Genomic DNA, 12694 nt, shown 5'->3' on the forward strand with positions numbered 1-12694 from the left:
AATGAAAAATATTATTCCAAATTTTGTTTCTCAAGAAGAAACCAATGAATGTGGCTTAGCATGTATTGCGATGTTAGCACAAACCCAAGGTCTCAACGTTTCTCTTGAAACTCTGCGAGAGGTCTATCCAGCATCGGATCATGGAACTTCTTTGATTGACCTTTCGTCCATTTTAGCCAATTACGGTATTGCGACGACACCGGTGTTATTTGAGCACCAAGAGCTCAATAGTTTACCACTTCCCGCTATTTTACATTACGGAGCAAGCCATTTTGTGCTGCTTGCTTATCGCAAGGGAAATAACGTGTGTGTGATGAACCCTGCAATTGGGCAGCAGTGGCTACCTTTCTCTGCATTAAAAGCGGAAATCAGCGGTTATGCATTAATTTTAGAACCGGATACCGCGCTGGAAAAAATTGAATCATTAGCACCGGAAGACAAAAATGATGGGGCAGGGAAAAAAGCCCCTCATGCAATGAGCCTGAAAGAAACCTCAGAGATTCGCGGTGTTTATTGGTTGATGATATTCGCTTTTTTGGTTTCTTTAACGCTATTTTTAATGCCAGCCATGGTGAGCAATGCAATCAACCAAGCCTTTTCCGACGCCAAAAATGCCATTTTCCCTTATGGCTGGTTTATTGTTGCCTTTGTGGTTGCAACACTATTAGCCCTTGGTGTGAGAATGCTGAGTGAGAGATTCGTAAAACACTTTGTGTTGATTAAAAGTGGGGTTGGTTTCTCTCGTTTATTGAGTAATCCATTGCGATTTTTTGAAAAACGCGCACCCGGGGATGTTTTTAGCCGTTTTGTCGCTTGGCAGGGGGCATTAACCGAAAAAATTGAGCTGGATAACGGGCTACGAACGGATTGGGTTATTTGTGCGATAGCATTAGGTACCATGTTTTGGATTGCACCCGTATTAGCGGCTATTTCAGCTGTGGGTGTTACCGTGATGGGCTTAATTAGTGTATGGGCGATTATTCGTGATCGGTGGTATACCCAGCAGTTACAGCTAAAATCGGCAGAATTAAATGACTTTTTTATGGAGACGCTGCAAGGCATTCTGACCATAAAAACAGCAGGGATAGAAAATCAGCGTAAGGCGCAATTTGCATGGCTAAGCCGTGAATTGTTTACCTGTATACAACGCAGAAATGTGTATCAACAAATTAAAGATGGCATCTATCAATTAACTGGTAGTTTGGAGATGGTCATTTTTATGTTGGTGGTTTTACCCATGGTGGCCAATGAGTTAATTTCGTTGGGGGATTTCTTTGCTTATAGTTTCTTGCGTCAAATCTTTACCAATTATGTGACGCGTATTTTTTATGCGATTATACATAAGTCGCAACTGCATATTATTGATACACGCGCCCATTCTTTATTCCCTAAGAAAAGCGAGCAGGACACCGCACCATTCCACGAAAAACAAACCTCAGTACAAGGAAAAGCACCACACTTATCTTTCAAGGGGATCCATTTCAGTTATGACCCTGCAAAACCGATTTTAAATAATGTGTCATTAGACTTACCTTCAGGCACGCAGGTTGCCATTGTTGGGGAGTCAGGGGCAGGAAAAAGCACGTTATTACGTACCATTGCGGGTTTATTCAGCCCACAGCAAGGAGTATGCGAATCCAATGGTGAAGCCGTCAGTGTGCAGCAGCTTACGCAATTGGTTTGCTTGCAAAGCCAAGAAGATATTTTATTTAATGCGACCGTCTTAGATAACATTACACTATTTGACCCTAACTTCCGCGAAAAAGATAAAAAAAGAGTCGAAGTGCTGCTTGATAAATTGGCACTCGGCGCAGTGATTACTCAATTACCTGGTGGGGTTAATGCGTTAATAAGAGAAAGCCATGCGGCGCTATCACTTGGGCAACGTCAACGTTTGTTATTGGCTCGTTCGTTGTACAGTGCCCGCCCTATTTTGTTATTGGATGAGCCCACCGCCAATTTGGATGAAGAAACGGCGAAAATAGTCATGGCAACCATTCAGTCACATTGCCAGAAAACAGGTAAAACATTGATTGTTGTCACTCATAGTGAAGAGTTAGCGGCTAATTTCGATGCACTTTACCGAATCGTGGATGGGGAATTAAGTCTTGAGAACAGCACCAATAAAGCCCCTTGTGTCACAGCAGGCACGCCTCAATCTGAACCTTCTTTGTTAGCGGCAATGGAAGGAACTTCCTTATGACCTCCCGCCATGTAGCACCAAAATTGGGTTTAACGACCCAACGATTACGCACTTTAGGTGGGTTAGTGGCATTGCTTGTGCTGGTCGTGGTGATCGGCCGTTTTGTGTGGCAATCACCCGCCCCAGCATTGCATGAAAACGTAATTTTATCGGTAGAACGTGGCGATATTGAAAAAGTCGTCATGGTAACGGGGACATTAAAGCCCTCAATGCAAGTTAATGTAGGTGCTCAGGTTAACGGGCAAATCAGAAAATTATATGTAAAACAAGGCGACAAAGTGGTTAAAGGGGAGTTATTAGCAGAAATCGACCCAACTATCCAGCAGTCTGAGCTCAAAAATGCAACCGCCCGGTTATCCAGTGCTCAGGCGCAAAAACGGGCTGCGGAAGCAACTTTAATACAGTACATCAAAGCCTATCGGCGTCAGGTAGTGATGCAGCGAGATGGTTCTGGTATTCGCAGTGAATATGAACAAGCGCAAGCACAATATGAGGCGCAATTACAGCAGGTTAATGTCAATGAGGCGTTAATCACACAATCAGAAATGGATGTACAAACTGCACAAGCTAACCTCAATTTTACACGAATCATCGCGCCGATTAGTGGCGAAGTACTGGGTATTGTGGCGAACGAAGGGCAAACCATCGTTTCTTCACAGACGGCACCGACCATTTTAGTGTTGGCGAACCTAGATAAAATGCAGGTTCAGACACGAATTTCGGAAGCAGATATTCAAAAAATCCACCCAGGCCAACCCCTCACATTCTATGTGATTGCGGACCCTGAAACGCACTACGAAAGTACGATGGGATATGTTCAACCCATTCCCCCCGAAGCACTTGATGAAAGTAATAATAATTCTGGGGGGCAACAGAACAGTGCAATTTATTACAACGGAACGTTCGAGGTTGATAACGCCGATCGTGCATTAAAGACATCAATGACAGCGCAAGTATTTATTCGTGTTGCACAAGCGAAAGATGCTTTACGACTCCCCGTTAGTGCTCTGGGGCGAGCTGTAGGTGCAAACCAATATGAAGTGACCGTGATCAACAATGAAAAACCGGAAACTCGCACCATCAAAGTGGGGATTAATGATCGCCATTTCGTCGAAGTACTTGAGGGCATTAGCGAGGGCGAACAAGTTGTTATTCAATCAGATAATGTGGCGAGTTAATGATGGCGACGACACGAAATGTATCTTTTACCCGTCCTCTGATTGAACTTCATCATGTTTACCGTGAGTTTTCAGCCGGTACGCAAACTATTCCTGTTTTGAATGATATTTCGCTATCAATTAACCAAGGGGAAATGGTCGCTATCATTGGCGCATCAGGTTCAGGTAAATCGACTCTGATGAACATCATTGGTTGTTTAGATAAGCCTTCTCAAGGAGAAGTGTTGATCAATGGGATTGCGGTTCATGAGGTGAATAGCGATCAGTTGGCAGAATTACGTAGCCAATATCTTGGGTTTATTTTTCAGCGTTATCACCTAATGCCTTACCTGACTGCAGAAGAAAATATTGCGATCCCAGCTTTATATACGGCGATGCCAGAAGATGAGCGGAGCGCTCGAGTTGCTTTATTAGCAGAAAAGTTAGGGTTACAAACGCGCTTGGATCACAAACCTTATCAATTATCTGGTGGGCAACAGCAGCGTGTCAGTGTCTGCCGCGCCTTGGTTAATGGTGCGCAAATCATTCTTGCGGATGAACCTACAGGGGCATTAGATAGCGCTAGTGGCCACGCATTAATGGATATTTTACATCAACTTCATCTCGATGGTCACACTGTTGTGATTGTGACCCACGATAAAAATATCGCTCAGCAAACTCAGCGAATTATTGAAATTAGTGATGGAAAAATTGTTTCTGATAAGCAGAACCAAGCTCAGACAGCCACAAAACAACGGAACCAGCTTCCTTCTGTTGAAGATAATGGCCGTGCATCGGTGTGGCGCAATATTATTGAGTCTATTCGTATGGCATGGCGGGCCTTACTCGGTCATCGCATGCGTGCATTTTTGTCGATGTTGGGAATTATCATCGGTATTTCTTCTGTGGTGTCATCAATGGCCGTGGGGGAAGGGGCAAGACGCTCGATCATGGATGAAATCGGGAAGCTCGGCAGTACGACTCTGGAAATTCGCCCCGGTACTGGGTGGGGGGCTAAGCGGCCTGATATGGAGCGTGCGTTATCGTTAAATGATGTTAAAAGTCTAAAGCAGTTGCCATGGATTGAGTCTGTTTCCCCCGTCGCGAGCAGCATGACGATGGTCGTTAATAAAGGCTTGGATAACTCCATCATGCTTAATGGCGTTTCAGAAGAGTATTTTGCGGCACAAGGGTTTCAGCTTTTACATGGCAATTTCTTCAGTACGCTCGATATGGCAGACAGCGAGCCCGTTATTGTGTTGGATGAAGGAAGTCGAGAGGTACTTTTTCAGCCAGAAGAAGAGCCGTTAGGGCAAATTGTGCAGATTGGTCATTCACCATGGCGAATTATTGGTATTGCCCGTAAACCGGGGCCCAAAATGTCGAGTGGCTTTGTTATGGGGTGGGTGCCTTACTCATCGTTACAGCAACGTGTGGTCGGGGACAAACCTATTGAGTTTATTTCACTGCGCTTCCCTGAAAACTTAACTTCTCAACAAGCTGAATTACAGGTTGAGCGTTTGTTATTACGCGAACATGGTAAAAAGGACTTTTTTATTCAGTCGGATGACCAGCTCGCAAATGCATTACAAAAAACATCCGATTCTATGTCATTACTGATCACTTCGATTGCCGCTATTTCCTTATTGGTTGGGGGCGTTGGGGTGATGAATATCATGTTGGTTTCTGTGACGGAACGAACTCATGAAATCGGGATCCGCCTTTCCGTCGGAGCGCGTCCTCAAGATATTATGAACCAATTTTTGATAGAAGCCGTGATGATTTGTTCGCTTGGCGGGTTAATTGGTATTGTCGGTGCATGGTTAGCGGGGTGGATTTTCTCTTATTTCACCACTGAATTTACGATGGTATTTACCCTGTTCCCCGTTTTATTAGCGTGCGGTTTCTCCGCTCTAATTGGTTTGGTCTTTGGTTATTTTCCTGCTCGTCGGGCTGCCAAACTCAACCCAACGGAGGCATTGGCACGCGAATGAATATCAAATCACTTTATATTATTTCTGCTTTATTTTTGCTAAATGGTTGCGGCAGTTTTACGCGTACGGAATACCAACGCCCTGAGCTCACTTTGCCACAGCAGTGGGATGATAAAATACGCCAATCCGGTGCAAATGACGTGATGACATCAGTTCAGGCATTGAACCTAACTGAAAATTGGTGGGATAACTTTAAAGATCCTCTGTTATCCCAACTGATCAATCAGGTATTAGAAAATAATAATGATTTAGCCACAGCGGCAATTAAATTAAAGCTGGCGCGAAGTACGGCTGGGCTAGCAAATACCAATATAACCCCAGATTTCTCCCTTGGGGGCTCAGCAAGTAATACAAAATCTATACGTCATGGAACCTCCCCCCAAGAGAGTTATAGCTCAAATCTAACTTTAAATTATGAAATCGATTTATGGGGAAAACTGGCACGTATTCGTGAAAAGAATGAGTGGGAAGCAATAGCAACCGAACAGGATTACCATGCAACAGCATTAGTGGTTATTAATACGACTGCACAATTATATTGGAATATTGCACTGTTAAATCAACAGATTGATAACCTGATTGCGAGCCAAAAGATTGCAGAAAAAAGCCAGCAGCAAATTAAGTCATGGTATTTAGCAGGAAAAGTTAGCCAGCTGGATTTCTTACAATCACAGCAAACTGTGATTAGTCGAAAAAATGAATTACGACGGCTCATTAAAGAACGTGACAGCTCCCGTAATGCATTAGCGCTATTGTTAAACCGCCCTGCAGAGCAACATGTGCGTGAGCTCACCGCACTTAATCGAAATCAACGGATTGAAATTCTTAACGCGACACCGTTGGCCGTATTAGCACAGCGGCCGGATATTCAAGCTGCCGAGTCACGTTTACGTTCCGCGCTTGCTGATTCTGACGCTGCTAAATTGAGCTTCTACCCGACACTGTCTTTGCAAGGTGCGCTTAATGCGGGTAGCCAGCTGTTTTCTCAATGGTTTAGTGACCCGACACGTGTTGTTGGGGGTTCGATTTCTTTGCCATTTATTCAGTGGAATACGGTGAAATTGACCATTGAACAATCCGACTTACAAGTGCAACAAGCGGCGGTGGCATTTCGTAGTGCGGCTTATACCGCCTTGTCAGAAGTCGATAATGCGATGGAAGCCCGTTTTGCTGCGGATGAAATTCGTCAGCAATTACAACAGTCATTATCACTTAGCCAGCAGCGGCTAAAGCTAACCAGCAGCCGTTACCGAGCAGGTGCCGTGGATTATCAAACACTGCTTAATGCGCAAGATGACCTTTTAACTATTGAAAATTCATTAGCTCAAAATCAATACGATTATCTTTATGCAACGCTACAGCTTTGGTTAGCACAAGGTGGCGGTAGCGCCCAACAGGAGGACAACCCATTATGAACCAAAAATCTCACTTTAAGCGCGTTGTTGTCACAGGTTATGGGGCTGTCACTCCTTTGGGGGATACGGCTTCAGCATGTTGGCAAGCGATTATGGATAAAAAGCTCGGTTATCGTTACGTTGATAAAACTGCACAAAATATCCACAGCCATTTTTTAGGGCTTATTGATAATGAACCCAGCTTAAAAGGGGTTCCTGCGGCTATTCGTCGTCGTTTACCACGCCATACGCGTTTAGCCTTGGGGGCAGCGCGAGAAGCCATGGATATGGCCTTCGCAGGCACGCCATTAACTGATTTTTATGACCCACTGATGTGCGGTGTCATTATGGGAACAGGATGGGCAGGGCTTGATGAAAGTTATATGTCAGTCAGTGAATTCGAAGCGACAGGGATGACCTCGCCTTTCAACTGTTTTTATGCAATGCCAAATGTGACAACGGCGGCTTGCAGCCAGTTTTGGAACCTGCGTGGATATCAAAACACGACCATCGCGGCTTGTGCGACAGGCACTATTGCGATTGGTGATGCTTTTGAAGCGATTCGTCATGGACGAGCCGATATGATGCTCGCTGGTGCAGGAGAGTCCTTACGGACAGATTGTGCTGTATGGAATATCGATATTCTTGGAGCTTTAACACGTGAAGCGGAAGACTCGACTCGTGCCAGTTGCCCATTTAGTGCAGATCGTAGTGGTTTTGTCCTTTCTGAAGGTGCGGCCGTGTTGTGTTTAGAAGAGCGTGAGAGCGCTATTTCTCGTGGGGCCACCATTTTGGGCGAGATTACGGGGTATGCAAATTTTTCTGATGCTTTTGATTTTACATCACCAGCAGAAGATTGTGTTGCTCGGGTGAAAACTATTGAAATGGCTTTACAACAAGCGGAAGCCGCTCCTGAATCTCTCGATTATATCAATGCCCATGGAACCTCAACAGCTCTTAATGACTTAAATGAAACAGAATCATTGAAAAAGGCATTAGGTGCGGCAGCTTACCAAGTCCCAATATCCAGTACGAAATCCTATACCGGACATTTAATCGCCGCTGCTGGTAGCTTTGAAACCATTATTTGCTTGCAAGCGATGGCGCATGGCGTGATGCCCGCAACCGCTAACTTACATCACCCGGACCCGCAATGTGACCTCGATTATATTCCTAACGAACACCGTATTGGTGAAGTTAAGCGTGCACTAAACCTGAGTTTTGGCTTCGGTGGGGCAAACGCGGCGCTGATTTTAGAGAAAGCGTTATGAGAACGTTACGTTATACCCTTGAGGATGCAAAACAGTGGGCATCATTTTCTGGTGATGATAACCCGATTCATTTCGACCTTGAATGGGTCAAAGCGAAGGGCGGAGATCAACTGAGTGTGCATGGCATGCGTGCACTACTCGATGTGAAACAATTCGCGAGTGAGTCATTAAATCACCCATTATTGGCTTCACAAGAGGTTATCGACTCTGAGTTTATCAAATGTGTCGTGCGGTTACGCAATCCGCTATGGAACGATAAAGATTATCAATTAGTTGCACGAAATAAAGCGGGATCGGTGGCTTTACTCTCTTCTGATGAGCAACAAAACTGCTTAACTTGCCAATTGTCACTCACCCCTCCACCGGTATTACATGAAATCGCGAATGAAATAATGATTTCGACCGCAGAGATGGTGAAATTGCAGTCAATATTTTCTCAGTTTTCCAACGAAATGTATGAATGGCAGTTTATTGACGCAGTTTTGTTCTGGTACTTAATTCATGATAGCTCGTTATTTGAACAACAAGAGATCGCACAATGGTTGCCGGTCGGCTCAACATTGAAAGATATTTTTTGCCGTTATCCTATCGTACAAACCCACCAAGAGGTGTTGTTTGACCGTGAACTTCTAACGAAATGGGCTCCTATCACCTCTCCTGAGCCTATTTACCTACGTATTTTGCCGGCCTTAGTGATCGCGGATAGTGAGAGTGGTCGATTAGTGAGTATTAGTATCGCCGCCCGCTACAGAGAAAAAATAATAAATAATTCAATAACATTGAAAGTTAATTCAATAACTCAATAAGAATGCAAGGATAAAACAAATGAGCCAATATCAAGAAATTTATATCAAAATTAGTGACATGATCTGTGATGCAAAAGATTTAGAAGCAGAAGAGTTGAATGCGGAGATGACTTTAGTCCAGTTAGAGTTCGATAGCTTAGATTATGTTGAACTTATGGTGCTTGTTAAACGTGACTTTAATGTTGCTTTAGATGCGGAATTTTTCCTAGAACATCCAGAAATTTCGGTGAAAGCGCTGTGTGAACATATTGATAAGGAGTCGAAATCTTAAAATGGCAAATAATCAATGGATACTCGTGACGGGAGGAAGCCGGGGAATTGGGCTCGCACTAGTTAGTGAATTGCGACGCCACTGGAATGTGGTTTTTACTGGGCGTAGCGTTGATGGCGTTAATGAAACACAAGCGAATCTTGAAAACCCCAATTTAGATACATGGGTGAAAGGATCCCCGTGTGATGGTAAGAATGAAGCACAAGTTGACGCGCTTTCTAGCTCGTTATTGGAACAATTTGGGGCTCCTACGGCTATTATTCATAATGCGGGTATCACTAGGGACGCCTTACATATTCATCAAAATGCTGAAATCTGGCGAGATGTGCTAGAGAATAACGTCATTTCCGTGATGAATTGGCACCGTAAATTATTACCTGCAATGTTGATGGCGGGGAGCGGCTCAATCGTATTGATGTCATCAATTACTGGGTTAAAAGGCAATATTGGCCAAACAGCTTATGCGGCGAGTAAATCAGCGATGATGGGGTTGACGCGTTCATTGGCTCATGAAGTTGGGCGTTTTGGGTTACGTGTGAATTGTATTGCTCCGGGGCTTATTGATAGTGATATGACCCGTGCAATGCCTGAAGCTAAATTAAAAGCTATGTGCCAAAACATCCCGTTACGCCGCTTAGGGCAACCCCAAGAAGTGGCAGAGCTAGTTGAATTTTTGATTGGCAATAGCAGCCAGTACTTAACAGGTCAAACATTGGTCTTAGATGGTGGATTAACGGCGTAATTGCCCGTTTTAAGTGCTGTTAGCAGAACAAATATTCACTCGATAATTTATATTTTATATTTCCCCTTAAACGTCTTAGTCGATTTTCGTTTAAGGGGTTTTTTATGAATTGAGACTCGGAAATAAATGAAAAACAGTAAACTCAAGTTAAAGAAGAATGGAATTATATTTATTTCAATTTAATTCATTATTAAACATTAAAAATAATTATATTAATTTTAATTTGGCTTGAATGACTCGATATAACGCATTAAAACCACACAATTTATATTGGATTATTGATCGTGCACAATACCTCACGGTGCCTCGGTTATAGAATGGTAATTGGAAGTCGATAAATAAATTAAAGATAAAAATAAATTTCAAAAAAGCCATTTTAAAACTTTGAAGCAATGTTAAGTGAGGCAGATATGAGTAAAGCATTATCTGAGGGAGTACTCCAATCGGAGATCAGCCGCAGGAAGCTAATGCAAACCAGTACCGTCGGGGGACTCGCACTTGCAAGTGGAGCGCTAAGTTTACCTTTTAATAGTATTGCTGATACCAGTGAAATCACACCCAAAACAGCCATACCTGAAGAAAAAATAGTTTGGAGCGCATGTACCGTTAACTGTGGGAGTCGCTGTCCACTGCGTATGCATATTGTTGATGGTGAAATAAAATATGTCGAAACCGACAACACCGGCGATGATGTTTACGGAAATAAGCATCAAGTTAAGGCCTGTCTACGTGGGCGCTCAATGCGCCGTCGTGTCTATAACCCTGACCGCTTGAAATACCCGATGTTGCGCGTTGGGGCACGTGGTGAAGGTAAATTCAAACAAATTAGTTGGGATGAAGCCTACGATTTAATCAGCGATAATCTAAAACGGATTATTGCCGATTATGGCAATGAAGCTGTGTATTTGAACTATGGAACTGGCACATTAGGTGGCACAGTCGCACGTTCATGGCCGCCAGCGAATTCACCTATCGCCCGTTTGATGAACTGCATGGGCGGCTATTTAAACCATTACGGTACCTATAGTACAGCACAAATCAGCTGTGCGATGCCTTATACCTATGGTAGCGGGGCGGGTAATAGTGTTTCCGATATCGAAAACTCCAAGTTGGTGGTTCTGTTCGGAAACAACCCTGCCGAAACCCGTATGAGCGGTGGTGGGATCACTTATCAATTAGAGCAAGCGCGTGAGCGTTCTAATGCAAGAATGATAGTGATCGACCCGCGTTATACCGATACTGCTGCTGGACGAGAAGATGAGTGGATCCCGATCCGCCCCGGAACAGATGCTGCATTAGTGGCAGGGATCGCCCATGTGTTGATCACTGAAGATATGGTTGATCAACCCTTCTTAGACCAATATTGCGTGGGTTATGATGAGAAAACGCTACCCGCAGATGCTCCGAAAAATAGCCACTACAAGGCATATATTTTAGGGCAAGGGGATGACGGTGTAGAAAAAACACCACAATGGGCTGCGCAAATCACCGGTATTCCTGCTGATAAAATCATCAAATTAGCACGTGAAATCGGTTCCGCAAAACCTGCTTATATTAGCCAAGGTTGGGGGCCACAACGCCATTCGAACGGCGAGCAAACCGCACGTGCGATTGCGATGTTACCGATTTTAACCGGTAATGTTGGTATAAATGGGGGAAATACGGGGGCTCGTGAAGGGAACTATGATATTCCATTTGAGCGGATGCCAACGTTAGAAAACCCAGTCAAAGCAAGTATTTCCGTATTTTTATGGACTGATGCGATAGAGCGCGGCCCTGAAATGACTGCAACTCATGATGGGGTAAGAGGTAAAGATAAACTGGATGTTCCGATTAAGTTTATTTGGAACTACGCCAGCAACAGTTTAATCAATCAACACTCTGATATTAATAAAACGCATGACATTCTTCAGGATGATAAAAAATGCGAAATGATAGTAGTGATTGATAACCATATGACGGCTTCAGCGAAATATGCGGATTTAGTCCTGCCAGATTGTACCGCGTCTGAACAGATGGATTTTTGCTTGGATGGTGCCGCTAGTAATATGGGCTATGTGATTTTCGCTAGCCAAGCCATTGAACCACGTTTTGAGAGCAAAACGGTGTATGAAATGTGTACACAAATCGCACGCCGTATGGGGGTTGAAGAGAAATTTACCGAAGGGCGAACCCAAGAAGAGTGGCTACGCCATTTGTATGAAATTTCACGACAGAAGTTACCTGAGCTACCTGATTTTGAGACATTCCAGCAGCAAGGGATTTACAAAAAAATGAACCCACAAGGGCATGTCGTGGCACACAAAGCTTTCCGCGAAGACCCAATTGCGAACCCATTAAATACCCCGTCAGGAAAGATTGAGATCTATTCATCACAATTAGCGGATATCGCGAAAACATGGACGCTAGCGGAAGGTGATTTGATATCAGCACTCCCAATGTATTCCCCAGGCTTTGAAAGCCATGATGATAAGCTCACCGAAAAATATCCACTGCAATTGAGTGGCTTCCACTATAAATCGCGCGTTCACTCCACTTACGGCAACATTGATGTGCTTAAGGCTGCTTGTTTACAAGAGATGTGGATCAACCCTATTGATGCAAAACGTCGCAATATTAAAGATGGTGACATGGTGCGTATTTATAACGATAGAGGGGAAGTGCAGATCGCTGCCAAAGTGACCCCACGCATCATCCCAGGGGTTGTGGCCATGGGGGAAGGGGCATGGTACGCGCCTGATGAAAACAAGGTGGACCATGGTGGTAGCCTAAACGTCCTGACGACTCAGCGCCCGTCACCGTTAGCGAAAGGTAATCCGCAACACAGTAATTTGGTTGAAGTGGCAAGGGTATAGG

9 protein-coding genes are annotated in these 12694 nt (G+C 44.1%); all 9 read left to right on the plus strand.

Going from position 1 to position 12694, the window contains the following annotated elements; genetic code table 11:
* Position 1 precedes the first annotated feature (1 nt).
* The 9 genes from PSE83_RS14170 (at position 2) to PSE83_RS14210 (ending at position 12693) form a co-directional block, all read left to right on the plus strand.
* Entirely contained in the window at positions 2 to 2203 is a 2202-nt protein-coding gene (locus PSE83_RS14170) for a peptidase domain-containing ABC transporter (RefSeq protein WP_110591116.1), read from the plus strand.
* Complete coding sequence (locus PSE83_RS14175) at positions 2200 to 3381, plus strand: efflux RND transporter periplasmic adaptor subunit (protein ID WP_004259542.1); 1182 nt, start codon at positions 2200 to 2202, stop codon at positions 3379 to 3381. Before PSE83_RS14170 ends, PSE83_RS14175 begins: the two co-directional genes overlap by 4 nt.
* Complete coding sequence (locus tag PSE83_RS14180) at positions 3381 to 5354, plus strand: ABC transporter permease (RefSeq protein ID WP_164565585.1); 1974 nt, start codon at positions 3381 to 3383, stop codon at positions 5352 to 5354. Before PSE83_RS14175 ends, PSE83_RS14180 begins: the two co-directional genes overlap by 1 nt.
* 2 nt (positions 5355 to 5356) lie before the next feature.
* Positions 5357 to 6769, plus strand: a complete 1413-nt coding sequence (locus PSE83_RS14185) for an efflux transporter outer membrane subunit (protein WP_036958244.1) — start codon at positions 5357 to 5359, stop codon at positions 6767 to 6769.
* Positions 6766 to 8019: a beta-ketoacyl-[acyl-carrier-protein] synthase family protein gene (locus PSE83_RS14190; RefSeq protein ID WP_272660942.1), complete on the plus strand. Its 1254-nt coding sequence runs from the start codon at positions 6766 to 6768 to the stop codon at positions 8017 to 8019. The genes PSE83_RS14185 and PSE83_RS14190 overlap by 4 nt, the downstream gene beginning before the upstream one ends.
* Entirely contained in the window at positions 8016 to 8825 is an 810-nt protein-coding gene (locus PSE83_RS14195) for a MaoC family dehydratase (protein WP_172767464.1), read from the plus strand. Before PSE83_RS14190 ends, PSE83_RS14195 begins: the two co-directional genes overlap by 4 nt.
* Before the next feature lie 19 nt (positions 8826 to 8844).
* A complete protein-coding gene (locus PSE83_RS14200) occupies positions 8845 to 9096 on the plus strand; it encodes an acyl carrier protein (protein ID WP_004259523.1) in 252 nt (83 codons plus the stop codon).
* A gap of 1 nt (position 9097) precedes the next feature.
* Entirely contained in the window at positions 9098 to 9838 is a 741-nt protein-coding gene (locus tag PSE83_RS14205; RefSeq protein WP_094962373.1) for an SDR family NAD(P)-dependent oxidoreductase, read from the plus strand.
* 410 nt (positions 9839 to 10248) lie between these two features.
* Positions 10249 to 12693, plus strand: a complete 2445-nt coding sequence (locus PSE83_RS14210) for a DMSO/selenate family reductase complex A subunit (RefSeq protein ID WP_096864428.1) — start codon at positions 10249 to 10251, stop codon at positions 12691 to 12693.
* The last annotated feature ends 1 nt before the right edge of the window (position 12694 follow it).

This window comes from Providencia sp. PROV150 (assembly GCF_028481025.1).
GTDB classification, from domain to species: Bacteria; Pseudomonadota; Gammaproteobacteria; order Enterobacterales; family Enterobacteriaceae; genus Providencia; species Providencia hangzhouensis.

Excerpts from the sequence above, each read along its gene's own strand:
- PSE83_RS14170 (WP_110591116.1), top strand. The coding sequence starts at position 2 with ATGAAAAATATTATTCCAAATTTTGTTTCTCAAGAAGAAACCAATGAA.
- PSE83_RS14175 (WP_004259542.1), top strand. The coding sequence starts at position 2,200 with ATGACCTCCCGCCATGTAGCACCAAAATTGGGTTTAACGACCCAACGA.
- PSE83_RS14180 (WP_164565585.1), top strand. The coding sequence starts at position 3,381 with ATGATGGCGACGACACGAAATGTATCTTTTACCCGTCCTCTGATTGAA.
- PSE83_RS14190 (WP_272660942.1), top strand. The coding sequence starts at position 6,766 with ATGAACCAAAAATCTCACTTTAAGCGCGTTGTTGTCACAGGTTATGGG.
- PSE83_RS14195 (WP_172767464.1), top strand. The coding sequence starts at position 8,016 with ATGAGAACGTTACGTTATACCCTTGAGGATGCAAAACAGTGGGCATCA.
- PSE83_RS14200 (WP_004259523.1), top strand. The coding sequence starts at position 8,845 with ATGAGCCAATATCAAGAAATTTATATCAAAATTAGTGACATGATCTGT.
- PSE83_RS14205 (WP_094962373.1), top strand. The coding sequence starts at position 9,098 with ATGGCAAATAATCAATGGATACTCGTGACGGGAGGAAGCCGGGGAATT.
- PSE83_RS14210 (WP_096864428.1), top strand. The coding sequence starts at position 10,249 with ATGAGTAAAGCATTATCTGAGGGAGTACTCCAATCGGAGATCAGCCGC.